General features: G+C 67.8%; 19 protein-coding genes. 7 read left to right on the top strand and 12 right to left on the bottom strand.

Translation table 11 applies throughout. The annotated features are described in order from the left end of the window. The first annotated feature begins 15 nt into the window (after positions 1-15). From ACO07H_RS07175 to ACO07H_RS07145, 7 genes are read left to right on the top strand one after another with little or no spacing between them, the layout of a single operon-like run. Positions 16-441, top strand: a complete 426-nt coding sequence (locus tag ACO07H_RS07175; RefSeq protein ID WP_422012586.1) for a type IV pilin protein — start codon at positions 16-18, stop codon at positions 439-441. Beyond that, the gene (locus tag ACO07H_RS07170; RefSeq protein ID WP_422012584.1) at positions 435-1,049 is read left to right on the top strand and encodes a pilus assembly FimT family protein; all 615 of its coding nucleotides are present in this window, start codon (positions 435-437) and stop codon (positions 1,047-1,049) included. The genes ACO07H_RS07175 and ACO07H_RS07170 overlap by 7 nt, the downstream gene beginning before the upstream one ends. Positions 1,050-1,051: 2 nt before the next feature. Next, entirely contained in the window at positions 1,052-1,537 is a 486-nt protein-coding gene (gene pilV / locus ACO07H_RS07165; RefSeq protein WP_422012582.1) for a type IV pilus modification protein PilV, read from the top strand. Beyond that, positions 1,537-2,589, top strand: coding sequence for a PilW family protein (locus ACO07H_RS07160; protein WP_422012580.1), 1,053 nt, complete (start codon positions 1,537-1,539; stop codon positions 2,587-2,589). The genes pilV and ACO07H_RS07160 overlap by 1 nt, the downstream gene beginning before the upstream one ends. Further along, positions 2,583-3,260: a PilX N-terminal domain-containing pilus assembly protein gene (locus tag ACO07H_RS07155; protein ID WP_422012578.1), complete on the top strand. Its 678-nt coding sequence runs from the start codon at positions 2,583-2,585 to the stop codon at positions 3,258-3,260. Before ACO07H_RS07160 ends, ACO07H_RS07155 begins: the two co-directional genes overlap by 7 nt. Positions 3,261-3,291: 31 nt before the next feature. Next, positions 3,292-7,617, top strand: coding sequence for a pilus assembly protein (locus ACO07H_RS07150; protein WP_422012576.1), 4,326 nt, complete (start codon positions 3,292-3,294; stop codon positions 7,615-7,617). Continuing rightward, positions 7,614-8,213 (top strand): hypothetical protein, encoded by a 600-nt coding sequence (locus tag ACO07H_RS07145; RefSeq protein ID WP_422012574.1) that lies wholly within the window; start codon positions 7,614-7,616, stop codon positions 8,211-8,213. Before ACO07H_RS07150 ends, ACO07H_RS07145 begins: the two co-directional genes overlap by 4 nt. A gap of 4 nt (positions 8,214-8,217) precedes the next feature. Here ACO07H_RS07145 and ACO07H_RS07140 read toward each other — a convergent pair whose 3' ends face one another. The 12 genes from ACO07H_RS07140 to ACO07H_RS07085 form a co-directional block, all read right to left on the bottom strand. Beyond that, the gene (locus ACO07H_RS07140) at positions 8,218-9,693 is read right to left on the bottom strand and encodes a glutamate synthase subunit beta (RefSeq protein WP_422012572.1); all 1,476 of its coding nucleotides are present in this window, start codon (positions 9,691-9,693) and stop codon (positions 8,218-8,220) included. Positions 9,694-9,704: 11 nt separating this feature from the next. Continuing rightward, entirely contained in the window at positions 9,705-14,462 is a 4,758-nt protein-coding gene (locus ACO07H_RS07135; protein ID WP_422012570.1) for a glutamate synthase-related protein, read from the bottom strand. A 141-nt stretch (positions 14,463-14,603) separates the two neighbouring features. After that, the gene (locus tag ACO07H_RS07130) at positions 14,604-15,311 is read right to left on the bottom strand and encodes an REP-associated tyrosine transposase (RefSeq protein ID WP_422012568.1); all 708 of its coding nucleotides are present in this window, start codon (positions 15,309-15,311) and stop codon (positions 14,604-14,606) included. A 64-nt stretch (positions 15,312-15,375) separates the two neighbouring features. After that, positions 15,376-16,515, bottom strand: coding sequence for a deoxyguanosinetriphosphate triphosphohydrolase (locus ACO07H_RS07125; RefSeq protein ID WP_422012566.1), 1,140 nt, complete (start codon positions 16,513-16,515; stop codon positions 15,376-15,378). Then, a complete protein-coding gene (gene aroB, locus ACO07H_RS07120) occupies positions 16,515-17,609 on the bottom strand; it encodes a 3-dehydroquinate synthase (RefSeq protein ID WP_422012564.1) in 1,095 nt (364 codons plus the stop codon). The genes ACO07H_RS07125 and aroB overlap by 1 nt, the downstream gene beginning before the upstream one ends. A gap of 49 nt (positions 17,610-17,658) precedes the next feature. Then, positions 17,659-18,219, bottom strand: coding sequence for a shikimate kinase (locus ACO07H_RS07115; RefSeq protein WP_422018603.1), 561 nt, complete (start codon positions 18,217-18,219; stop codon positions 17,659-17,661). Then, entirely contained in the window at positions 18,216-20,414 is a 2,199-nt protein-coding gene (locus ACO07H_RS07110) for a beta strand repeat-containing protein (RefSeq protein ID WP_422012562.1), read from the bottom strand. Before ACO07H_RS07110 ends, ACO07H_RS07115 begins: the two co-directional genes overlap by 4 nt. 24 nt (positions 20,415-20,438) lie before the next feature. Beyond that, the gene (gene pilQ / locus ACO07H_RS07105; RefSeq protein ID WP_422012560.1) at positions 20,439-22,637 is read right to left on the bottom strand and encodes a type IV pilus secretin PilQ; all 2,199 of its coding nucleotides are present in this window, start codon (positions 22,635-22,637) and stop codon (positions 20,439-20,441) included. Beyond that, positions 22,634-23,161, bottom strand: coding sequence for a pilus assembly protein PilP (locus ACO07H_RS07100; RefSeq protein WP_422012558.1), 528 nt, complete (start codon positions 23,159-23,161; stop codon positions 22,634-22,636). The genes pilQ and ACO07H_RS07100 overlap by 4 nt, the downstream gene beginning before the upstream one ends. Then, a complete protein-coding gene (locus ACO07H_RS07095) occupies positions 23,158-23,844 on the bottom strand; it encodes a type 4a pilus biogenesis protein PilO (RefSeq protein ID WP_422012556.1) in 687 nt (228 codons plus the stop codon). Before ACO07H_RS07095 ends, ACO07H_RS07100 begins: the two co-directional genes overlap by 4 nt. A gap of 6 nt (positions 23,845-23,850) precedes the next feature. Beyond that, on the bottom strand, positions 23,851-24,453 hold the full coding sequence (locus ACO07H_RS07090) for a PilN domain-containing protein (protein ID WP_422012555.1): 603 nt from the start codon (positions 24,451-24,453) through the stop codon (positions 23,851-23,853). Beyond that, positions 24,450-25,529 (bottom strand): pilus assembly protein PilM, encoded by a 1,080-nt coding sequence (locus ACO07H_RS07085; protein WP_422012553.1) that lies wholly within the window; start codon positions 25,527-25,529, stop codon positions 24,450-24,452. The genes ACO07H_RS07090 and ACO07H_RS07085 overlap by 4 nt, the downstream gene beginning before the upstream one ends. Between the last annotated feature and the right edge of the window lie 223 nt (positions 25,530-25,752).

Below are 25,752 nucleotides of genomic sequence, written 5' to 3'. Positions count from 1 at the left end.
CGAACCCCTGCCCACATGCCCAGCACGACCTCCTCACGCGGCTTCACGCTGATCGAACTGATGATCGTCGTGGCCATCGTCGCCATCCTGGCTGCCGTGGCCCTGCCGCAGTACAAGGATTACGTCACCCGCGGCCGCATCCCTGACGCGACCTCAGGGCTGTCGACACGGCAGGTGCAGATCGAACAGTATTTCCAGGACAACCGTACCTACGCGGGCGCGACCGCCTGCGCGACCGACAGCACCAGCAGCAAGTACTTCACGTTCACTTGCTCGGCCACCGCCAGCGCCTACACGCTGACCGCGACCGGCAGCGGCGCCATGACGGGCTTCGCCTACAGCGTCAACCAGTCTGGCAGCAAGAGCAGCACGGTCACCGGCGTGTCGGGCTGGACCGGCAACAGCAGTTGCTGGATCATCAACAAGGGCGGCGTGTGCTGAACCTGCGACGGTCGCGCGGCGTCAGCCTCATCGAGCTGATGGTCGTGGTGACCATCACCGGCATTGCGCTTGCGATGGCCATTCCCACCTTCGGCAACTGGATCGCCGGCGTGCGCATCCGCTCGACCGCCGAGGCACTGCAAGCCGGGCTGCAATATGCCAAGAGCGAAGCCACCAGCCGCAACACCCAGGTGCGCTTCCAGCTGACCACCACGCTGGATGCCAACTGCACGCTCAGCACGAGCGGCACGAACTGGGTGGTCGACGCGGTGGACGCCGACACGACCACCGACTCGGTCGCCGGCCAGTGCGACCTCGCTCCCAGCGACACCACCGCGCCCAGCATCCTCATGAAGCGGGCCAACGAGGTGGGCAACGTGAGCGTGCTGGGCTCGGACAGCGCGGTGGTCTTCAACGGCCTGGGCCGCCAGGCGGTCGCCGCGCCGGCCACCTCCGCCGCCACGGTCAGCATCGACATCACCTCGCCGGCCGGTGCTTGCGCCGCCAGCGGCGGGCCCATCACCTGCCTGCGCCTGCTCGTCTCGCCGGCCGGCCAGGTGCGCATGTGCAACCCCAACATGGCCAGCGGCGACCCGCAGGCCTGCTGACGATGAAGCCCAACTCCCGCCCCCAACGCGGCGTGATGCTGCTGGAAGTGCTGATCGCGCTGCTGATCTTCGCGCTGGGTGTGCTGGGCCTGGTGGGACTGCAGGCACGCGCCGCGCGTGATTCCAGCCAGACCAAGTACCGCGCCGACGCGACGCTGCTGGCCAACGACCTGCTGGGCCAGATGTGGCTGACCAGCCGCGACTACGCCACGCTCAACGCCGCCTTCACGAGCTCAGGCTCCGGCGGCGCTCGGTACAACACCTGGAACGCCCGCGTGGCGAACGCGCTGCCCGGCGCCGTCGCCAACCCGCCCACGGTCGTGCTGGCCCAGGTGCAGCCGCTGCCGGCCATCGTGGCGGGCGCCAGCGCGCCCGCTACCGGGCTGACCTCCAGCAGCCAGGTGACCATCACCGTTTACTGGAAGGCGCCGGGCGAGCCGGCCGCCGACCCGGCCCACAAGATCGTGCTGGTCAACGAGATCCGATGATGCGACGCCGCCCACTTCCCCCTGCGCCGCTGCGCGGCCTGAGCCTGATCGAGCTGCTGGTGGGGCTCGTCGTCGCGATGGTCGCCGTCATCGTCGTCATGCAGATGTTCCGCCTGTCCGAAGGCATGCGCCGCTCCACCACCGGCGGCGACGACGCGCAGACCACCGGCGCCATCGCGCTGAGCCTGCTGCAGCGCGACCTGCGTCAGGCCGGCCAGGGCCTGATGAGCCCGCAGCTGCTGGGCTGCCAGCTTGCGCTGGGCAACGGCAATACCGTGGCACTGCTGGCGCCGCTGCTCATCAACCCGGCCGGCATACCCGCGGGCGATGCCAACACCGACGTGCTGCTGATCGCCTACGGCTCCAGTCAGAGCTCGCCCGAAGGGGCGCTCATCAGTGCGCAGACCAGCTCGGCCACCTATGCCGTCACGGCACCGTCGTCCTTCCGCGTGACGGACCGCGTCATCGTGACGACGCCGGCGCGCGCCACCCCCTGCGCATTGACGCTCACCGGCCTGGCCGCGTCGCCCACGCCTACCACCATCACCGTGCAGACCGCGGTGGCCGCCGCCGCCAACGGGGTGGTCTACAACTACGGCCCCGCGCCGCGCTTCGTCGCCTACGCGGTGCGCGGTGGCCGGCTGACGTCCTGCGACTACATGTCGCAGGACTGCACCAGCGCCGCTGCCGCGAACTGGACGGAGGTGGCCGACAACGTCGTCAGCCTGCGCGCCATGTATGCCCAGGACACCTCGACGCCGCGCACAGGCCAGGCCGGTACCTACAACCAGACGACGCCGGCCATGAGCGGCGCCACCGCCTGGTGCGGCCTCACCCGCATCGTGGGCATCAGCCTCACGCTGGTGGCGCGCAACCGGCAGCCCGAGACGAGCGCCGTCGCGGCATCCGCGCCGATCTGGTCGGGCCAGGCCAGCGTCCCCATCACGCTGAGTGGCAGCGACGCCGGCAACTACCGCTACAAGACCTTCGAGACCACCGTCCCGCTGCGCAACATGCCCGGCGCGACCGAGCCGGCGTTCACGTCATGCTGACCCCCCGCCCGCACCCCCCTCTGCGCCTGCGGGCGCCGCAGCGCGGCCTCGTGCTGGTGCTGGCGCTGATCGTGCTGGCCGCGCTGTCGCTGGCCGCTGTGGGCATGATGCGCGGCGTGTTCGGCAGCAACCGCGTGGCCGGCAACCTGGCGGCCCAGCAGGCCGTGGTGCAAGCCGCTGACGTCGGCGTCGAGCGCGCGGTGGCTTGGCTGGAGCAGCAGACCACCGCCACCCAGCCCGACGCCAACGCGGCCAACCCATCGACCGCACCTGCGGTACTGGTCAACAGCCTCTACCAGACGATCATCAAGAGCCCCACCAACACCGCGCCGCTGTACAGCTACAGCGCCACGCGAGCCGATCCCAGCGCCACGCAGACCTGGCAGTCGTTCTGGGACGCGCAGGCGGCCATCGGGCTGGCCAACACGCTGGCAGCGGATGCGCAGGGCAACCAGGTCTCGTTCATGGTGCACCGCCTGTGCGCGAATGCGGGCGCCCCCGACGCCTCGGGTTGCGAAGCCGCGCCCACCGTACCGGCCGCCGTGTCCAACAGTTCCAAGTCCAGCGCGTTGAAGCTGCGCCAGTCCAGCCAGGTCTATTACCGGATCACCGTGCGGGTCCAGGGCCCGCGCAACGCCACCAGTTTCATCCAGGCCATCGTCGCGATCTGATGGATCGCGCGACCCCATCGACGAGGTGCCCATGATGCTCCGCTTCCCCCTCCCCCGCCTGCTGCTGGCCGCCGCCCTGTCCTTCTGCGCGGCGCACGGTTTCGCCGCCGTGACCGACATCTCGCAGGCGCCGCTCATCATCTCCAACCAGGATGCGGTCAAGGCCAACCTGCTGTTCGTGCTGGACGACTCCGGCTCGATGAACTTCGACTTCCTGCCGGACCACATCAACGGCAGCGACGGCGCCACCGGCGCCAACCCGGCGCTGTGCCGCAGCGCCGGCGCCACCGGCGCCAGCAGCGGCAGCTTCGGCAATGCATGCTGCCAGCGCGGCAACGTCAACAACGCATGCTGGACCGGTACGCCGCCCTTCTCCTACTCGGCCCACCCGCCCTTCCTCGCCGCGGGCTTCAACGGCCTCGCCTACAACCCGGCCGTCGTCTACGCGCCGCCCGTCAAGGCCGACGGCAGCTACTGGCCCTCGCAGACGCGCACGGCCACGAACGGCTGGACGGCAGTGAAGAACGACGCGTACAACGTCCAGAACACCAGCTCGATCAACCTGATCACGCAGTTTCCCGACACGCAGTGGTGTTTCGACTCGGCGCTTACCGACTGCCTGCGCAACGGCAACTACGCGCTGCCGGGCACCGTGAACGGCAAGGCCTACACGCGCTACAGCGCCACGGTCGCCTCGGGCAGCGGCCTGGTCACGACCGGCTCGCCGGACAACGCCGTGGCCGTCAGCCGCGACTTCGGCCCCCACTACTACGTCATCAACACGCCGGAGTACTGCAACAGCATCGACCTGCGCGACTGCCGCATGGGCAGCACCGGCAACTACACCATCCCGGCACCGGTACGGTGGTGCAATTCCGACACCAACGCACGCGCACTGCAACCCGCCGTGGCCGCATGCCAGGCCGTGCGCAGCGGCACCTTCAGCTTTCCCCGCTACCCGACCAAATACTTCTCTTCGGGCAGCGCCGGCACCAACGCGAGCCTGAGCTTCACCGTCACGCTCACCGGCTGCAGCAGTGGCAAGGTGGCCGGCATCCAGTGGGTCAAGGTCGCAGGCGTGGACCTCTTCGCCGGCTCGCCCACCGGCAACACCGCCACCGCCTCCACGCTGGCCAGCGCGGTCGTGTCGGCCATCAATGCCAACACGGTCGACACGGGCTTCTTCGCCAGCGCCAGCAACGCCACCGTCACGCTCTACGCCACCATCAACAAGGGCGCCGTCACCAGCAGCGCCTCGCTGGCGGCCAACACCTCGTCCACCTGCACGGTCACGCCCACCACGCTGGGCTCGTTCTCAGGCTATTCGGCGCCGACGTCCAGCTACCCCGGCAGCTTCCAGCGCGTGGACATCACGCCCGGCACCACCGCCAACCCCAACGTCTTCGCACGCCCGTCCTCGCGTGCGGACTGCTCGGGCATCGCGGGCGGCACCAGCGGCAACTGCACCTACGACGAGGAGATGACCAACTTCGCGAACTGGTGGACGTACTACCACACGCGCATGCAGTCGATGAAGTCCTCGGCCGCGTCGGCCTTCGGTGCCCTGGGCAGCAACCGCCGCGTCGGCTACCTCAGCATCAACAACGCCACCGGCAGCGACTTCCTCAACCTCAACACCTTCGAGACCACGCAACGCAGCAGCTGGTTCAACAAGCTCACGGCCGCCAAGCCCAGCGGCTCCACGCCGTTGCGCGCCGCGCTGGCCACGGCAGGCCGGCTCTACGGTGGCCGGTTCAACGGCACGACGCTCAACGGGTCGACGGTCACCGACCCGATGCAGTACTCCTGCCAGCGCAACTTCACCGTGCTGTCCACCGACGGCTTCTGGAACGAGAGCAACAACCCGGTGCAGCTCAACGGCAGCACGGCCATCGGCGACCAGGACAGCGGCCTGGACCGCCCGATGATGGATGGCAACGGCACGGCCAACACGCTGGCCGACGTCGCCGCGTACTACTACGGCACCGACCTGCGCACCGGCACCACCGGCCAGAAGCTGTGCGTGAGCGGCGGCACGTCCACCACCACGCCCGGCACGGGTGCCGACGTCTGCGGCAACGACGACCCCTCGCCCAGCATCAACTTCCAGCGCATGTTCACCTTCACGCTGGGCCTGGGTGCCTCGGGCTACATGCAGTTCACGTCCGACTACCTCAGCGGCGGCTCCAAGGACTTCAACGCCATCTCGCAGGTCACGGCGGCCGACCCCAGCTCGGGCGTCTGCAGCTGGCAGACCAGCGGCACCTGCAACTGGCCCACGCCGGTCAGCAACACGCTGACGGCCGTGGACGACCTCTGGCACGCGGCGGTCAACGGCCACGGCACCTACTTCAGCGCCTCGGACCCCTCCACGCTCTACAACGGCCTGAGCAGCGCGCTGCGCTCCATCGGCGGCGTGGCGGCGGCTGCTGCGGCGGCGACAACCAGCAACCCCAACGTCTCGCAGGGCGACAACCAGATCTTCCAGTCCAACTTCCAGTCGGCGGAATGGTCCGGCGAGCTCAAGGCCACCACCATCGACCTGAACAGCGGCGCCGTCAGCGACACCGCCACCTGGTCCGCCCAGGGTCAGTTGGACACCAACGCCTCGCGCACCCTCTACATGCGCTCCAGCGGCGCCACCAACGGCCTGAAAGCCTTCAGCTGGGCCGCGATGAGCACGGGCGAGCGCGCCTACTTCGGCAAGAACTGGATCACCGCGGCCAGCGGCAGCGGCAACAGCGGGCCGTCGCTGAGCCAGTTGTGCACCGGTGCGGCCTACTGCCTGACGACCGATGCGCAGAACGCCGCCGTCGGCGAGCCGCTGGTGAGCTACCTGGCCGGCGACCGCAGCAACGAGGGCGACCTGGGCACCACCACCAAGTTCTACCGGCCGCGCGTTCACCTGCTGGGCGACATCGTCAACTCCGAGGTGGCCTACGTGGCCAAGTCGCTGGTGACCTACACCGACGACGGCTACGGCAGCTTCGCGCTGCAGCAGGCCGCCAACAACCCGCCGATGGCCTACGTGGGCGCCAACGACGGCATGCTGCATGCCTTCAACGCCAGCACCGGCGCCGAGGTCTGGGCGTACGTGCCGACGGCCGTGCTGCCCAACCTGTACCGGCTGGCCGACAAGCAGTACGCCGCCAACCACCAGTACTACGTGGACGGCTCGCCGGTGGTGCAGGACATCAAGATCGGCACGCAGTGGCGCACCATCCTCGTCAGCGGCCTGGGCGCCGGCGGCAATGCCTACTTCGCGCTGGACATCACCGACCCGGCCAACCCCAAGTCGCTGTGGGAGTTCACCGACGCCAACCTGGGCCTGACGGTGGGCCGCCCCGAGATCGGCAAGCTGACCGACGGCACCTGGGTCGTCATCTTCGCGTCCGGCTACAACAACACCGCCGACGGCCTCGGCCGCCTGTACGTGCTGAACGCGGCCACCGGCGCGGTCATCCGCACCATCGCCACCACCGCCGGCTCAGCCGCCACGCCTTCCGGGCTGGCGCACATCCGCGCCTGGGTGGACAACAGCGTCACCGACAACACCATCCAGCGCGTCTACGGTGGCGACAACCTCGGCAACCTGTGGCGCTTCGACGTCAACAACAACGTCGGCGCGCCGGGCTACGAGGCGCTGCAACTCGCCACGCTCAGCGGCCCCACCGGGGTGACACAGCCCATCACGTCGCGGCCCGAGCTGGGCCAGGTGGGCAGCTATGTGATGGTGTTCGTCGGCACCGGCCGCTACCTGGGCCAGAGCGACCTCACCAACGCCGACGTGCAGAGCATCTACGGCATCAAGGACCCGATGACCGCCAGCGGCATCGGCACCTCGCTGAACCCGCGCAGCACGGCCAACCAGTTCGTGCAGCAGACGCTGACGCTGTCGACCTCCGGCTGTCCCACCGGCTCCAGCGCCTGCCAGTCGGGCGACACGGTGCGCACCAACAGCAACAACAGCGTCAACCTGGCCGTGAACGGTGGCTGGTTCGTCGACCTGCCCATGAGCCGGGAGCGCGTCAACACCGATCCGCAGCTGGCGCTGGGCACGCTGGTGGTCAACTCCAACGTCATCGCCCAGGGCGACCTCTGCAAGGTGGGCGGCAGTTCCTGGTCCAACGTCTTCAACTACGCCACCGGCGGCGCGGTGGACTCGTCCAAGGGCGTCAGCAGCGTGGCGCTTGGCAATGCGATCGCCACGCGGCCGGCGCTTGTGCGGCTGCCCAACAACAAGGTCATCAGCATCACGCGGCTGTCCGACGTCAGCACCGCCATCACGACCATCCCGACCTCGCCGGCCCTCAACACGACGCGCCGCCTGTCGTGGCGGGACCTGCTGCAGCAGTGAGGCCTGCCGCGGCCCGGGCGCGGCGTGCCGTGCTCGGGTGCGCCCTGCTGGCCGCAGGCCTGCACCTGCCGCTCCTCACCGGGCTGCACCGGCCCGCCCCGGCCGCCGGCCTGCCGGCCGCGACGCGGGCCATGCAGGTCCGCGAGTTGCCGCCCGCGGCGGTGGCACCTGCAGCGCGACTCGCCCCCGCGGCCGAAGGCGCACCCACCGCGCCGGCCACACCGCCGATGCCCGAGGCGGGACCGCCACCCGAGTTCACGCCCGGTCCGCCGGAGCTGCCGCTGCCGGACGCCGAACTGCCCGCGGGCGGTGTCACGTTGCGCGTCTACCTGGTGGCCGACGAGGGCGGCCATGTGGCGCGTGTGGTCGCTCGCAGCCTGTCGGACGCCACGCCGGATGCCTTCCGGCTGGTGGCCGAGCACGCGCTGGGCGACGCGCACCTGCAGCCGGCCGGCGCGGCGCGCGCCTATTGCCTGAGCTTGCGCTTCGACGCTGCGCTGCCGGCGCCGCAATTGGGCTGGCTGCCATACGCGGCGGGCCGGCCGGAACGCTGCCTGGGCGGGCCTGCCGGCCCCCCCAGGCCTCTCTCGCGCTGAACCGTCAGCGCGGCAGCGTCGTCGCACCCATCAGGTACTCATCCACCGCGCGTGCGGCCTGGCGGCCCTCGCGGATGGCCCACACGACCAGGCTCTGGCCACGGCGGATGTCACCGGCGGCGAAGACCTTGTCGACATTGGTCTTGTACGCGTTTGCGCCCTCGGTCGTGGCCTTGCCGTTGCCGCGGGCGTCCTTGTCGACGCCGAAGGCTTCCAGCACGGTCGCGACCGGTGCGGTGAAGCCCATGGCGAGCAGCGCGAGGTCGGCCTTGAGGACCTGCTCGCTGCCCTCGACCTCGGTCATCTTGCCGCCCTGCCACTGCAGTCGCACGGTCTTGACGCCGGTGAGCTTGCCCTTCTCGCCCAGGAACTCCTTGGTGGCGATGGCGAACTCGCGCTCGCAGCCCTCTTCGTGGCTGCTCGAAGTGCGCAGCTTGATCGGCCAGTAGGGCCAGGTCAGCGGGCGGTCCTCGACCTCGGGCGGCTGCGGCAGCAGCTCGAACTGGGTCACGCTCTTGGCGCCGTGTCGGTTGCTGGTGCCCACGCAGTCGCTTCCGGTGTCGCCGCCGCCGATGACGATGACGTGCTTGCCGTCGGCGCGCAACTGGTTCTTCAGCTTGTCGCCCGCGTTGACCTTGTTCTGCTGCGGCAGGAACTCCATGGCGAAATGCACGCCCGCAAGATCGCGTCCAGGCACCGGCAGGTCGCGCGATTGCTCGGCACCACCGGTCAGCACTACGGCGTCGAACTGCGCCTTCAGCTCGTCGGCGCTGATCGTCTCCTTGGCCCAGTTCGTGACCTTGGACCCCTCCGGTAGAGCGCCGATCAGCACGCCGGTGCGGAACTCGACGCCCTCGGCCTGCATCTGCTCGACACGGCGGTCGATGTGGGACTTCTCCATCTTGAAGTCCGGAATGCCGTAGCGCAGCAGGCCGCCGACACGGTCATTCTTCTCGAACACGGTGACGCCGTGGCCCACACGCGCCAGTTGCTGCGCCGCGGCCAGGCCGGCCGGGCCGGCACCGACGACGGCGATCTTCTTGCCGGTGCGGTTCCTCGGTGGCTGCGGCCTGACCCAGCCCTCGGCCCAGGCCCGGTCGATGATGGCGTGCTCGATGGACTTGATGCCCACCGCGTCGTCATTGACGTTCAGCGTGCAGGCCGCCTCGCAGGGCGCGGGGCAGATGCGGCCGGTGAACTCGGGGAAGTTGTTGGTGCTGTGCAGCACGGCAATCGCGTGCTGCCAGTCCTCCGGCCGGCCCTTGTAGACCAGGTCGTTGAAGTCCGGGATGACGTTGTTGACCGGGCAGCCGCTGTTGCAGAACGGCGTGCCGCAGTCCATGCAGCGGGCACCCTGCTGCCTGGCCTGCTCGACGTTCAGGCCGATGACGAATTCCTTGTAGTTCTTGACGCGAGCGGGGACGGGCTCATAGCCCTCTTCCAGGCGCTCGTATTCCATGAAGCCGGTGACTTTTCCCACGTTGGCGCTCCTCAGACTTTCACGGGCTCGGCCTGCTTGGCCTGAGCGATGGTTTGTGCGGCGGCCTTGGCGGCGTTGATCTCGCCCAGCGCCCGGCGGTACTCGTTCGGGAACACCTTGACGAACCTGGCGCGCGACTCGGCCCAGTGGTCCAGGATGTCGCGGGCGCGCTGGCTGCCGGTCCAGCGGTGATGGTCTTCCAGCAGCTTCTTGAGGATGGCCTCGTCGGTCTGCGGCTCGCGGTCCGCGCCGTCGACGGCCTTGGTGCGGTGCCAGATGGCCTTGTCGACCGTCGCCTCCTGTTCGTGCGCGGGCAGCAGCTTGTCCAGCGACACCATGGCGGTGTTGCAGCGCTTGGCGAAGTGGCCGTCCTCGTCATAGACATAGGCGATGCCGCCGCTCATGCCGGCCGCGAAGTTGCGGCCGGTCTTGCCCAGCACGGCGACGGTGCCGCCGGTCATGTACTCGCAGCCGTGGTCGCCCGTGCCCTCCACCACCGTGGTGGCGCCCGACAGGCGCACCGCGAAGCGCTCGCCCGCCACGCCGCGGAAGAAGGCCTCGCCACGCGTCGCGCCGTACAGCGCGGTGTTGCCGACGATGATGTTCTTGGTCGCGTCGCCGCGGAAGTCGATGCTGGGGCGCACGACGACACGGCCACCCGACAGGCCCTTGCCGGTGTAGTCGTTGGCGTCACCGATCAGGTAGAACGTGATGCCCTGGGCCAGGAAGGCACCGAAGCTCTGGCCGCCCGTGCCCTCCATCTGGATGAAGATGGTGTGGTCGGGCAGCCCCTCGGGCTTGCGCCGGATCAGCTCGCCGGACAGCCGCGCACCGACCGAGCGGCGCACGTTGCTCACCTCCTGCATGAACTGCACCTTCTCGCCCTTCTCGAAGGCGGGCAGGCACTTCTCGATGAGCTTCACGTCCAGCGCGCGCTCCAGGCCGTGGTCCTGAACGTCGTTGTGGATGCGGGCCACGTCAGCGGGCACGTTGGGGCGATGGAAGATGCGGGCGAAGTCCAGGCCCTTGGCCTTCCAGTGCGAGATGGCCTTCTTGGTGTCCAGCCAGTCACTGCGGCCGATCAGTTCGTCGAACTTGCGCACGCCGAGCTGGGCCATGATCTGGCGCGCTTCCTCGGCGACGAAGAAGAAGTAGTTGACGACGTGCTCGGGGCGGCCGGTGAACTTCTTGCGCAGCACCGGGTCCTGCGTGGCCACGCCCACCGGGCAGGTGTTCAGGTGGCACTTGCGCATCATGATGCAGCCCTCGGCCACCAGCGGCGCGGTGGCGAAGCCGAACTCGTCGGCGCCCAGCAGCGCGCCGATGACGACGTCCCGACCGGTCTTCATCTGGCCGTCGGCCTGCACGCGCACGCGGCCACGCAGGCGGTTCACCACCAGCGTCTGCTGCGCCTCGGCCAGCCCCAGCTCCCACGGCGTGCCGCAGTGCTTGATGGACGACCAGGGCGAGGCGCCCGTGCCGCCGTCGTGGCCGGCGATGACGATGTGGTCGGCCTTGCACTTGGCCACGCCGGTCGCGACGGTGCCCACGCCCACCTCGGACACCAGCTTGACCGACACGTCCGCCTTGGGGTTGACGTTCTTCAGGTCGTGGATGAGCTGCGCCAGGTCCTCGATGGAGTAGATGTCGTGGTGGGGCGGCGGGCTGATGAGGCCCACCCCCGGCACCGAGTGGCGCAGCATGCCGATGTACTCGGACACCTTGCCGCCCGGCAACTGGCCGCCCTCGCCGGGCTTGGCACCCTGGGCCATCTTGATCTGGATCTGGTCGGCGCTGACCAGGTACTCGGTCGTCACGCCGAAGCGGCCCGAGGCCACCTGCTTGATCTTGGAACGCAGGCTGTCGTTGGCCTTCAGCTCGTAGTCGACGGCGATGACCTTGCCGTCGATCACGTCGCTGATCTTGGTGCCATCGGTGATCTTGATGCCCTTGAGCTCGTTGCGGTAGCGGGCCGGGTCTTCACCGCCCTCGCCCGTGTTGCTCTTGCCGCCGATGCGGTTCATCGCGACGGCCAGCGTGGCATGGGCCTCGGTGGAGATGGAGCCCAGCGACATGGCGCCGGTGGCGAAACGCTTGACGATCTCGGCGGCCGACTCGACCTCCTCCAGCGGCACGGCCTTGGCCGGGTCGAACTTGAACTCGAACAGGCCACGCAGCGTCATGTGGCGCTTGCTCTGGTCGTTGATGAGCTGCGCGTATTCCTTGTAGGTCTCGAACTTGCCGCTGCGCGCGCTGTGCTGCAGCTTGGCGATGGCGTCGGGCGTCCACATGTGCTCTTCGCCGCGGGTGCGCCAGGCGTATTCGCCGCCGGTCTCCAGCATGCCGTCCAGCAGCGGGTTGTCACTGAACGCCGCCTCGTGCATGCGGATGGCTTCCTCAGCGACCTCGAAGACGCCGATGCCGCCGACCTGCGTGGCCGTGCCGCGGAAGTACTTCTCGACGAAGTCGCGCTGCAGGCCGATGGCCTCGAAGATCTGCGCGCCGCAGTAGGACATGTAGGTCGAGATGCCCATCTTGGACATGATCTTGGACAGACCTTTGCCCACGGCCTTGATGTAGTTGTAGCGGGCTTGCTCGGCCGTCAGCTTGGCCGGCAGTTCGTCGCCCATCGCCTCCAGCGTCTCCAGCGCCAGGTAGGGGTGGACGGCCTCCGCGCCGTAGCCGGCCAGCACGGCGAAGTGATGCACCTCCCGCGCCGTGCCGGTCTCCACGACCAGCCCGGCCGTCGTGCGCAGGCCCTCGCGCACCAGGTGGTGGTGGACGGCGGACAGCGCCAGCAGCGCGGGAATCGCGATGCGGTCGGCACTGAGGTGGCGGTCCGTGATGATGAGGATGTTGTGGCCGGTCTTGATCGCATCCACGGCTGAGGCGCACAGCGAGGCGAGCTGCGCTTCCACGCCGGCGCGTCCCCAGTCGCGCGGGTAGGTGATGTCCAGCTCGCTGGGCTTGAACTTGCCGTTCGTGGGGCCCTCGATGCCGCGCAGGCGCGCCATGTCGTCGAAGTCCAGGATGGGCTGGCTCACCTCCAGCCGCATCGGTGGGTTGATCGCGTTGATGTCCAGCAGGTTGGGCTTGGGACCGATGAAGCTGTTCAGCGACATCACGATGTTCTCGCGGATCGGGTCGATCGGCGGGTTCGTGACCTGGGCGAACAGCTGCTTGAAGTAGTTGTAGAGCGGCTTGTTCTTGCTCGACAGCACGGCCAGCGGCGAGTCGTTGCCCATGGAGCCGATGCCCTCCTCGCCGTTGGCAGCCATGGGCGCGAGCAGGAACTTGATGTCTTCCTGCGTCGTGCCGAAGGCCTGCTGGCGGTCCAGCAGCGTCGTCGTGAAGCCGGGGCGTGCCGTGTCGGGCACAGCGATGTCGTCCAGCTTGACGCGGACGTTCTCGATCCACTGGCGGTAGGGGCGCGCGTTGGCGAACTGGTTCTTCAGTTCCTCGTCATCGACGATGCGGCCCTGCTCCAGGTCGATGAGGAACATCTTGCCCGGCTGCAGGCGCCATTTCTTGACGATCTTGCTCTCGGGGATGGGCAGCACGCCGGACTCCGAGGCCATGACGACGAGGTCGTCGTCGGTGATGCAATACCGGGCGGGCCGCAGACCGTTTCTGTCGAGTGCGGCACAGACTTGGCGGCCGTCCGTGAAGGCCATGGCGGCGGGGCCGTCCCAGGGCTCCATCATGGCGGCGTGGTACTCGTAGAAGGCGCGGCGGCGCTCGTCCATGCCTTCGTGCTGCTCCCAGGCTTCCGGGATCATCATCATGGCCGCGTGGGCGAGCGGGTAGCCGCTCATCGTCAGCAGCTCGATGGCGTTGTCGAAGGTCGCCGTGTCGGACTGGTGCTCGAAGCTGATCGGGTAGAGCTTCTTCAGGTCGTCGCCCAGCACCGGCGACTTCATGACGCCTTCGCGGGCACGCATCCAGTTGAAGTTGCCCTTGACCGTGTTGATCTCGCCGTTGTGGCAGACCATGCGGTAGGGGTGGGCGAGCGGCCACTCGGGGAAGGTGTTGGTGGAGAAGCGCTGGTGGACGAGGGCGATGGCCGAGACGACGCGCGGGTCGGCCAGGTCCTTGTAGTACTTGCCGACCTGGTCGGCCAGCAGCAGGCCCTTGTAGATGACGGTGCGGCAGCTCATGCTGGGCACGTAGTACTCGCGGCTGTGCGTGAGCTTCAAGGCCTGGATGGCGCTGGAGGCGGTCTTGCGGATGACGTAGAGCTTTCGCTCCAGCGCGTCGGGCACGATGATGTCCGGGCCGCGGCCGATGAAGATCTGGCGGATCACCGGCTCCTTCTCGCGCACGGTGGGCGACATGGGCATGTCGCGGTCCACCGGCACGTCACGCCAGCCGAGCAGCACCTGGCCCTCGGCCTTGACGGCGCGGGCGAGTTCCTGTTCGCAGGCCAGGCGGGAGGCGGCTTCCTTGGGCAGGAAGATCATGCCGACGCCGTACTCGCCGGGCGGCGGCAGGTGGATGCCCTGCCTGGCCATCTCCTCGCGGTAGTACTCGTCCGGAATCTGGATGAGGATGCCGGCGCCATCGCCCATCAGCTTGTCCGCGCCGACCGCGCCGCGGTGGTCGAGGTTCTCCAGGATCTTCAGGCCCTGCTGGACGATGTGGTGCGCCCTGTGGCCCTTGATGTGCGCGACGAACCCCAGGCCGCAAGCGTCCTTCTCATTGCCCGGCCGATAGAGCCCATGCTCCGCCAAGTCCTGAATCTCCGACTGAATCTGCGTGGCATGGCTCATGGCGCCCTCCTGGAACACAACGGGGAGGGAGCGTACTGCAGCGCAGCAATGTCGGCAACTTCAATAAAATGGGGTCAGGTTCTATTTAATAAACACCGACAGCAGTAGATTAAATAAATAGGGCCATAGTTAGATTGACACTCAGTCCGCGCCAATTGGCGCCGATACCTTGCGGGGCCGGCCACGCGGCCTCTTGATGACAACGGCCCCATGCGCGTCTGACAACGGCTTCAGGAAGGCCTCGCTGCCCAGCGGGCGCCCCCGCAGCACCGCTTCGGTGAATTGCAGTTGCTCTGGCAGCGATACGCCCTGCGCGATGAACTCCCGGTAGGCATGTTCGCGTTCGAAGGGTGTGTTGCCGAGCGACCAAACCAGTTCGTGCTCGGTGACCAGCGGGCTGCGGGCCAGGCCCAGGTGGTGCGCGGCGCTGGACCAGGGCCATTGCGCGGCTTCCTGGCAAAGTCCTGCTCGCACGGGGTTGAGTTCGATGTAGCGCATGCAGGCCAGCAGGTGCCGCTCGCCCTCGATCAGCCCCGCACGGAAGCGCCCTTCCCACAATGTGCCCGTGCGCCGGTGCCGGGCGTTGAACCAGCCCACGTAGCGCCGTCCCAGCGACTGCATCATGCGGCTCAGCGCGTCGGCGACCGGCGGCGTGACCAGCAGGTGGAGGTGGTTGTCCATCAGCACATAGGCATGGATGGCGACGCGGTGCTGCGTGGCGGCCTGCGCCAGCGTGTCCAGCAAGTGCTGGCGATCCAGGTCGCTGTAGAAGATCGCCTGGCGGTTGTTGCCGCGCAGGATGACGTGGTGCGGCTGACCGGGCAGGATCAGCCGGGGGAGGCGGGCCATGAGGGGTTCCTTGTGGGAGTCGACCGGGTGCGAGCGTCCAGAATAATCGACTCCGACCCCATTTTCAAAATAGCGTCTTGCCCGTGATGCGTTGATGCTCGCGGATGGCGAAGCGGTCGGTCATGCCGGCGATGTAGTCGGCGCAGGCACGTTCGCGGTCCTCACGGTCGGCGAAGTCTTGCGGCATCTGGGTCGCATCCGTCGAGTAGATCTGGAACAGTTCGCGAAGGATCTGCTCGGCGCGCAGGCGCTGGGACTGCACCTGCGGATGCCGGTACAGGTTGGCGAACAGGAAGCGCTTGAGCGCCGTGCTTCTGGTGCGCATACCGGGGCTGAAACTCACCAGCGGCTGCTCGCTGCAGCGCACAGCGTCCGCATCCGCCGGCGCCGCTGCGGCCAGCGCGGCGCCGGTCGCATCGATGATGTCGTACACCTGGGCCGACAGCATGCGGCGGATCGTCTCGAACAGCAGCCGCTTGCCCGTCAGACCCGGGTGCGCGGCCAGCGCCGCCTGGCAATGCTCGCGCACCAGCTCGACCTCCAGCAACTGCTCCAGCTCGATCAATCCCGACCGCACGCCGTCGTCCACATCATGGGCGTTGTAGGCCACCTCGTCCGCAAGATTGCAGAGCTGGGCCTCCAGGCTGGGCTGGCCGCCGTTCAGGAAGCGCGTGGCGATCCCGCCGGGCTCGGCCGCCTCGATGAATTCAGCATTGCGCCGGGAGCAATGCTTGAGGATGCCCTCGCGGGTCTCGAAGCACAGGTTGAGGCCGTCGAACTCAGGGTAGCGCAGCTCCAGGTGGTCGACCACGCGCAGCGACTGCAGGTTGTGCTCGAAGCCCCCGTGGCCGCGCATGCACTCGTCCAGCACGTCCTGGCCCGCATGTCCGAACGGCGTGTGGCCCAGGTCGTGCGCCAGCGCGACGGCCTCCACGAGGTCCTCGTCCAGCCCCAGGCTGCGCGCGATGGAGCGGCCCAGCTGCGCCACTTCCAGCGAGTGCGTCAGCCGGGTCCGGAACAGGTCGCCCTCGTGGTTGAGGAAGACCTGCGTCTTGTAGACCAACCGGCGGAACGCCGTGCTGTGGATGATGCGGTCCCGGTCCCGCTGGAACTCGCTGCGGGTCGGGGCCGCGGGCTCCGGCAGCCGCCGCCCGCGGCTGCGCGCGGGGTCGGCCGCATAGGCGGGACGGGTCGCGACCGGCATCAGGCCGCTCCGTGGGCGGCCAGCGTCTGGACGATCAGCTCGTCAGGCACGGCATGCAGCCCGGCCCGCCCCAGCGCCTCGATGAGCACGAAACGGATCGCGCCGGCCTCGGCCTTTTTGTCGACGCGCATCAGCGACAGGTAGCGCTCGGCACCCAGCCTGGGCGGCTGCACGGGCAGCCCGGCGCGCTCGATCAGCGCGCGAAGGCGTTCGACGAAGGGGGCCGGCATCAGGCCCATGCGCTGCGACAGGTCGGCGGCCAGCACCATGCCGCAGGCCACGGCCTCGCCATGCAGCCATTCGCCGTAGCCCAGGCCCGCCTCGATGGCGTGACCGAGGGTGTGGCCGAAGTTCAGGATGGCCCGCAACCCCTGCTCGCGTTCGTCCTGGCCGACGACGTCCGCCTTGATCTCGCAACTGCGCCGCACGGCATAGGCCAGCACGGCCTTGTCCCGCGCCAGCAGCGCGTCAAGGTTGTCCTCGATCCAGCACAGGAACCCGGCATCGGCGATGGGGCCGTACTTGATCACCTCCGCCAGGCCCGCACGCAGCTCGCGGTCGGGCAGGCTGTCCAGCGTGTCCAGGTCGGCGATCACACGCTCGGGCTGGTAGAACGCGCCCAGCATGTTCTTGCCCAGCGGATGGTTGATCGCCGTCTTGCCGCCCACCGAGGAGTCCACCTGGGCCAGCAGCGTCGTGGGCACCTGCACGAACGGCACGCCGCGCATGTAGATGGCCGCGGCGAAACCGGTCATGTCGCCGATGACGCCGCCACCCAGCGCGAACAGCACGGTGCGGCGATCCAAAGCCTCGCCCAGCAGGTGGTCACAGATGCGGTTCAGGCTGGACCAGTTCTTGTGCTGCTCGCCGTCGGGCAATACGACCACGTCCACACGCGCATAGCAGGCCAGCAACTGGCCCCGCAGCCGTTCGGCGTAAAGCGGCGCGACGGTCTCGTTGCTGACGATCACGGCAGCAGCCGCTTTCGGCAGGCCTTGCCAGCTCGCCGCGTCGCTCAGCAGGCCGGCGCCGATGCGGATGTCGTAGGCGCGGCCATCGGGAAGCTGGATGCTGACGGAGTCTGTAGCGGGCATGGCCCGAGTGTAAGAGCCGCCCTCGCCTGGCCTGCCGCTGCAGCCTTCGTCAAACGGGCCCGGCCCCCACCGTGGCCGCGACACGCGTCGGGTCCAGCAGGCCGGCCAGCTCCAGCTGCATCAGCGCCATGTTCACGAGTGCATGGACCGACGGCCGGGCACTCTCCAGCACGTAGTGCGCACAGCGACGGTACAGGGGGTCGCGCTGGTGATACAGCTCGCGCAGCTTGGCCAGCGGGTCCCGCACCTGCAGCAGCGGCCGCGTCGTGTCGTGGCGCAGGCGGCGGAACAGGTCTTCCGGCGTCGAGCGCAGGTACAGCACGGTCGCCTGCGCATGCAGCAACTCGCGGTTGCGCTCCTTCAGCACCGCGCCGCCGCCGGTGGCCACGATGCAGTCGCCGGGGCGCTGCATCAGCTCGGCGATGACCTCGCTTTCCAGCGCGCGGAACGCCTCTTCGCCCTCACTGTCGAAGAACGCGCGGATGCTGCCGCCGATGCGCGCCTCGATCTCGTGATCGCTGTCAACGAAGGGCACGCCGATCTGGCGCCCCAGCTGCCGCCCGACGGTGGACTTGCCACCGCCCGGCATGCCGACGAGCGCGATCTTCAGTTGGTGCACGCCCCGGGCGACGTCGCCGTCGTCACGACCAGCGGGATCGAGGTCACGAGCCCACCAGGCGAGCTGATGTTGATCGTGATCGTGCCGGACGACGCGGTGTCGAACTTGTAGCCGATCGTCACCGCCGTGGGCGTGCTGCTGCTGGGCACGGGCGAACCTCCGAGCACCGAAACCGTCAGGCCGTCGGTCGCAGTCACGGCGATCGTGCTGCCGGCCGCCACCGGGTTGAACGCCACGGGATTCGCGTCGGCCACCAGGAAGGTCAACGCACCACTGCCCCCCAGCCCGTAGAGGCTGGAGCCCACGCCATTGCCGTCCGTCAGCGGGTAGTACGTCGTCTTGCCGGCAATCGGCTGGCCGCTGCCGTCCACCGCATAACGCGCCGGCTGGTCGTTCACGTACTGGTCGATCAACTGCAGCGGCGCTGCGCAAATGCCGCTGGCCGAGCCCGCGAAGGGCGACCGGGCCGTGCCCCACAGCGGCCGCGCGGTGGAGGTGGAGAAAATCGTTTGCAGCGCACGACGGACATGGGCGGTACCCCAGGTGCCCGTGCAGGTGTTGGGCTGGCTGGGGATGGTGATGTCGCCCGCCAGCAGCGCGGAACTGGCTACCGCGCAGGCCGAGGTACCGCCGCCGCCGGGCACGAGCGGGATGGCCTGGTCCTCGCTCGCGTTGTAATAACCGTCGTACTTGCGGTCCAGGTAGACGTTGCCCAGGTCCTGGAACACCTCGCCGGCGTCGTAGACGTTGTTGCCGTTGGTGTCGAGGAAGGACTTTTCTCCCAGCGCGTAGGCCAGCACGGTGACACGTCCATCGACCGGCACCGGCGACGCGGTCACGAAGTTGGCCGTGGCTGTCGCGATGCCGCTGGCATTCAGGGCCGTCTGCTGCGTGGCCTGGATCTGGCCGCCTTCGGCGACGAAATTGATGGCCGTGCCATCAGGCACCGGGTTGCCCAGGCGGTCGGAAGCAATCACCGTGTACGTGTTCGTCGTCCCCTGTAGGTTGTAACCCTCGATGTTGATGGTGCGCTGGGCAAAGGAGAAATTCAGCTGCGACGGCAAGCCCACGGCGATGGCCAGCGCGCTGGACACCGTGGAAATGGTCGAACCCTGCAGCGTCGCCTTGATGCGCACCGGCGTGGGTACCGTGCCGGAGTTGACGCGGACGATCACGTTGCCGTTGCTGTCGGTCGTCTTGGTGACGGAACCCGACTGGCCGTCCAGCGTCAGCCCGCCCGTCAGCACGCTGGGCTGCAGCACCACCGTCTGGTTGGGCAGACCGTTGTTCGCGGCGTCCTTCACCTGGAAGGTCACGCTTGAGCTCTCGACAAGGCTGGAGCCCCTGAGATAGATGACGTTGGGTGACGCGGACACGAAACCGATGCTGGCCGCAGCAGGCGAACTGACCGGAATGCTCAGGGACTGGGTGAGGCTGGTGCCGGTCACGGAAACCTGCAGGTTCTCTGCCGTCGCCACGGCGCCGCAGCCCTGGTCGCGGAAGGTGAACGTCGCCCTGCCCGTGCTCGTGGTGACACTGGTCGGCGTCAACGTGCCCTTGCCTGCGGACACGCAGGACGACGTGAGCACCACGTTGACCGGCGAGGTCGCCGAGGCGCCCGCCAGGGTGACGGTCAGGTTCGCCTGTCCGTAGGCCGACAGGCTGGTGCCCGTGGGCAGATCCGATGTGAACGAGCCGATGGTCACGTTGGTCGCCGTCAGCTGGAATCCGGCCGAAGCCGAATAGTCGCTGCCCGCATAGGTCACCGTTGCTCGCACCGTATCGGCACCGGACGTGGTGGATGCCGCAGGCGACAGCACCACCGAGGCGGTGCCGGTGGCATCCGTCAATGCCGAGCTGGCGCTGAAAGCACCCAGGCCCCCAGCCGTCGAGAACTTGACCACCAAGCCCGGCACTGCGGACCCGCTCTTGTTGACGACGGTGGCCGTGACGGTGGCCGGCGCGCCGGCCGTCACGGTCGCCGAGGACAGTTTGAGGCTCACCGTCGCCGAATCCGTCGCCGTGGGCGAGCTGGATCCGGCGCCCGGCCCGATCACGGGCGTGCCTGCATTGCCGCCGCCCCCGCCGCATGCGGCTAGCGCGAGGGCCAGGGAGAGGCCGATGACAAACTTCTGACCGGCTCGGTTCACTGCAATACTCATCTCTAAAAGCTCCTGAATGGCCATGCGTCGAGCGCACGGCCACTGTCGTCAGCGCACCGCCGCCCGTTCACTGACGACCTTGGGCGTCAGGAAGATCAGCAGTTCGGTCTTCGAGGTCGTGCGGCTCTTGTTCTTGAACAGGTTGCCCAGGAAGGGCACATCGCCCAGCACTGGCACCTTGTTGATGGTCTCGCCTTCGTCCTGCGTGTAGATGCCGCCGATGACGACGGTGCCGCCGTTCTCGACCAGCACCTGCGTCGCGACGTGCTTGTTGTTGATGGCGTAGCCTTGTGGCGTCAGCGTGCCGCGGCTGTCCTTGTTGACGTCCACCGTCATGATGACGCTGCCTTCCGGCGTGATCTGCGGCGTCACTTCCAGCTTCAGCACGGCCTTCTTGAAGGCGATGGCGGTGGCGCCGCTGGAGGTCGACTGCTGGTACGGCAGCTCTTCACCCTGCTCGATGACCGCCTTGGTCTGGTCGGCCGTGACGACGCGCGGGCTGGAGACGATCTTGCCCTTGCCGTCGGATTCGAGGGCCGACAGTTCCAGGTTCAGGAAGCGGTTGGCCGTGGCGCTGAACAAGGCCAGCGCGACGTTGGCGGCCGTGGCACCGGCGAAGCTGTCGGACGACACGTTGGCCGGCAGGTTGACGAACTGGGTGTTGTTGTAGTCTGCCGTCGCACCCTGGTTGGTCTGCGAACCCACGCCGTTGTAATTGCCGCCGATGGTCACGTAGTTGCCGCCGCCGACGCTGTAGCCGGGGATGCCGCCCTGCTGGCCGCGCAGGTCGTTGGCGCCGAGCTTGATGCCCAGCGACCGGCCGAACTTGTCGTTGGCCTCGACGATGCGCGCCTCGATCAGCACCTGGCGCACCGGGATGTCGATCTTGGTGATCATGGCCTGGATCTCCTCGAGCTTGCTCGGGATGTCCGACACGAAGAGCTGGTTGGTGCGCGGCTCGAAGATGGCGCTGCCGCGCGTCGACAGGATGCGCGTGCCGCTGCCCGACCCGCCGCCGCTCCCACCGCCACCGCCAGCCCCGCCGCCGCTGCTGTTGCCAAGGTTCTGCCCCGTCAGGCCCTTGGCAATGTCCTCGGCCTTGACGTAGTTGAGCTGGAAGGACTGGGAGCGCACCGGCTCGAGCTGGGCGATGGCCGCCTTGGACTCGAGATCGAGCTTCTCCTTGGCGGCAAGCTCTTCCTTGGGCGCGATCCACAGCACGTTGCCCGCCTTCTTCAGGCCCAGGCCCTTGGCCTGCATGATGATGTCCAGCGCCTGGTCCCAGGGCACGTCCTTCAGCCGCAGCGTGACGTTGCCCGTCACGGTGTCGCTGGTCACGACGTTGAAGTTGGTGAAGTCGGCAATGACCTGCAGCAACGCGCGCACTTCGATGTTCTGGAAGTTCAGCGACAGCTTGTCGCCGGCGTAGCCCGGGCCCTGCGTGAGCTTGTCCGGGTCGATCTTCTGCGGCCTGACTTCCAGCACGAACTGGTTGTCGCTCTGGTAGGCGCTGTGCTCCCAGTTGCCCTTGGGCTCCACGACCATGCGCACGCGGTCGCCCGACTGCGTCGTCGTGATCATCTGCACCGGCGTGCCGAAGTCGGTCACGTCGATCTTGCGGCGCAGGTTCTCGGGCAGGCCTGAGCGCAGGAATTCGACGACGAGCCGCGGGCCCTGCTGCTGGATGTCCACGCCGACCTGGTTGCTGGGCAGGCTGACGACGACCCGGCCGGCACCGTCCGCACCGCGGCGGAAGTCGATGTCACGCAGTTGCTGCGGCGCCGCGTTCAGGCTTTGCGCGAAATGCACCGGCTCACCGGCCGGCTGCGCCAGCGCCGGGGCGGCGTCCAGCACGAGGACGAGCGCACTGCCCTCCAGCTTGGCGCTGTAGCCCGAGGCCTGGCGCAGGTTCAACACGACGCGCGAGCGGTCGCCGGCCTGCGCCACGCTGGCCGAGCGCAGGTTGCCCTGGTTGATGTCGACCTGGTTGCGGCCGATGGCGTTGACGACACCCGGCAAGTCGATCGCGATGCGCGGCGGCGTCTGGATCGTGAACCCCGTCGGCAACGCGGCCAGCGGTTCGCTCAACTCGATGCGGACGACCTCGACACCGGCTTGCTGGCTGGTGTTGATTGCGCGTATCTGTGTCTGCGACCAGGCAGCCGGCGCAGCGGCCAGCAGTACAAGTGCAAATCCCAGCAACCAGCCACGAGCCATCGGCCTGCTCTCCTGCAATGTTCTCTTCATCGTCCCTTCTCCTGTAGCTGGAGGGTACTGGTGCGCTCAATCCACTCGCCCGCAGCGTCCTGGACGACTTCTCGCAACGTGATTTCGGTTTCGCTGATCTTGGTGACGCGTCCGAAGTTCTGGCCGAGGTAGTCCCCCGACTTGACCGGATAAAGCAGGTTGTCGACGCGCAGCAGCGCATGGCGGCGACCGTCGCGCATCAGGCTGCCCACCATCGCCATGCTGTCCAGCGGATAGGCTTCCAGAGGCTCCTTGCGGCGGCTGATCTCGGCCGTCAGCAGCGAGTTGGGCTGGGCCGCTTCCTGCTTGATCGCCACGCTGAGCTTCTGCGGGCTGTAGGGGTCCACGCCGGCACCGGCCTCGTAAGGCTGGGGCAGGAACTTCTTGGGCGGCAGCAGCGGCGTGACGGTGGGCTTGGCGTCCTTGCGCTCCTGCTCCATCCACTGCTTCAGCTCGTCGATGTCACTCGTGCAGCCGGCCAGCATCAGCAGCAAGGCGCCGAGGCCCAGGGCGAGACGCTTCATTTCTTGGCTCCCGCTTTCGCTGCGGCCTTGCGCTGCTCCGCCACCTCGGTCGAATCGAGATAGCGGTAGGTGCGCGCCGTGGCTTCCATGCTGAGCGCCCCGTTGGCATCGCGCGCGCCGGTGGGCGCAGCGACGATGAGGTTGTGCAGCGTGACGATGCGCGACAGGTTGGCCACATCGGCCGCAAACGCGCCGATGTCGTGATAGCGGCCCGATACCTTGACCGCGATCGGCAGCTCCGCGTAGTAGTCCTTGATCAGCACCTGGCCCGGACGGAACAGCTCGAACTGCAGGCCGCGGCCGACGCCGGCACTGCTGATGTCGGACAGCAGCGAATCGATCTCGGCCTTGCCGGGCAGCTGCTTTTCAAGCTGGGTCACGTACTCCTCGACCTGGCTCTTCTGCTTGCGCAGCTCGGGCAGGTTGACGGCCTGGGCCAGCTTGTTGTGATAGTCCTGGCGCAGCTGCGGCTCGCGTGCACGCTCCGCATCCAGGTTGGCTTCTTCGTCGGACAGCAAAAAGAAATAGCCCGCGAGGACAACGACCAGCATGACGGCCAAGCCGGCCGCGAGCTTGGGCAGCAGCGGCCACTGGCCGGGCTCTTTGAAGTTGAGATCCTGGAACTGGCTGGCCACCTCGGCGAACCAGGCATTCAGATCTAGCTTGGGGTTGGACGTGGCCATGGGCGTTCAGCTCTTCTGCGGCGCGGCGGCACCCGGCGCGCCTTCGCGCGGCGGGGTCTTGATCGAGACCGTCATGGAGAAGTCCAGCAGCCGGCGTTGGTCGCGGGTGTTCGTCGTGACGTTCGCCAGCTTGACTTCGATGAGATCGGGATGGTCCAGCCATTCCGAACCACGCGAGATGTTGCGCAGGAACTCGGACACCCGCTCGTTGGTCTGAGCGATGCCGCTGACCGTGACCACCTTGTCGGCCTGGCGGATGGCCGTCAGGTAGATGCCTTCGGGCGCGAGGCGGGCGAGGTCGTTCAACAGCTGAACCGGCGTGTTGCGGTCGGTCTGCAGGTCTTCCACCGCGCGCTGGCGCGACTTCAGCGACTCGATCTCGGCCTTGAGGTTCGCGATGTCCTTGATCTGCGCCTCGAGCAGCGTGATCTGGGTCTGAACATACTGGTTGCGCGTGCGCTGCTCGCCGGTCAGGAACTGCAGCAGCAGAAAGCCGGCGACCACCAGGCCCGCACCGATCAGCCCAGCCAGGCCGAGGCCGGCGAAGAAGGCCTGCTTGCGCCGCTTGCGCCGCTCTTCGCGGTAAGGCAGCAGGTTGATCAGGATCACTGGAAGAACCTCCGCATCGCCAGGCCGCAGGCGGTCAGGTACGACGGTGCCTCGCGGCGCAGCTTGGCCTCACGCACTGCCGAGCCCATCGCCATGTTCTCGAAGGGGTTGACCACCATGCAGGCGAAGCCGGTCAGGTCGGTCACGCGCTCCTTGAGGCCCGGCAGCGTCGCCGTGCCGCCGGCCAGCATCACGTAGTGCACCTTGTGGTGCGGCGTGCTGGTGAAGAAGTACTGCAGCGCGCGGCCGATTTCCTGCGACAGGCTGTCGACAAACGGATTCAGCACGCTGACCTCGTAGTCCTCGGGCAGCTCGCCGGCCAGCTTCTTCTGCTCGGCCTCCTCGAACGAGAAGCCGTACTGGCGCGAGATCAGGTTAGTCAGCTGCGAACCGCCAAAGGACTGGTCGCGGTCATAGAGCAGTTCGTCGTCGCGCAGCACCTTGAGGCTGGTGGTGTCCGCGCCGATCTCGAACAACGCGACCAGCGCGTCCTTGCCCTCGTTGGGCAACGCGGCGATGAGGCGCCCCATCGCCATGCGGGAGGCATGCGATTCGATGTCGAGGATGACGGGCTTGAGCCCCGCCGCCTCGGCCAGGCCCTGGCGGTCCTGCACGCGGTCCTTGCGCGACGCGGCGATCAGCACCTCGACGTCGCCAACGGACGTGGGGCTGGGGCCGATCACGCAGAAATCGAGGCTGACCTCGTCCAGCGAGAAGGGGATGTACTGGTTGGCCTCGGCCTCGACCTGCAGTTCGAGTTCTTCCTCGCGCAGCCCGGCGGGCAGCATGATCTTCTTCGTGATGACGGCCGACTGGGGCATGGCAAGGGCCGCATCGCGCGTCCTGGACCCGCTGCGGGCCACCACGCGGCGCACGGCATCAGCGACCTCGTCGAACTTCTCGATCTGGCCGTCGGCGATCCAGCCCTTCTCGAACGGCTCACTGGCGAATCGCTCCAGCACGAACTCGCCGCTCTTGGTCTGGCTCAGTTCCACAAGCTTGACGCTGGAGGAACTGATATCCAGGCCAATCAAGGCCGGGTGCCTGCGACCCGAAAGCGCGTCAAGTATTCCCATGCCCTTTGTGTCCCGACACGCGAGTTACGTATCGGACTATTAATAAGTTACTTGAATGCTAGCAGCAAAGCCGTTGACACCGAACGGAAAACCGGGCCGAGCTGGTAACGCCACGTTGCTAAACATACACGAACCAACAGGATTGCAAGCTCATGAAAAACGCAGGGGAAGCGGTCGTTTGACACGCTGTTTGCGGCCGCGCGTCATATAGATGGCCGGCGCG

Origin of the sequence: Roseateles sp., from assembly GCF_965229315.1 — a bacterium.
Classification (GTDB): Bacteria; Pseudomonadota; Gammaproteobacteria; order Burkholderiales; family Burkholderiaceae_C; genus Pelomonas.
Note: the sequence above shows the minus strand (reverse complement) of the source record. Positions and strands in the feature narration are given on the sequence as shown.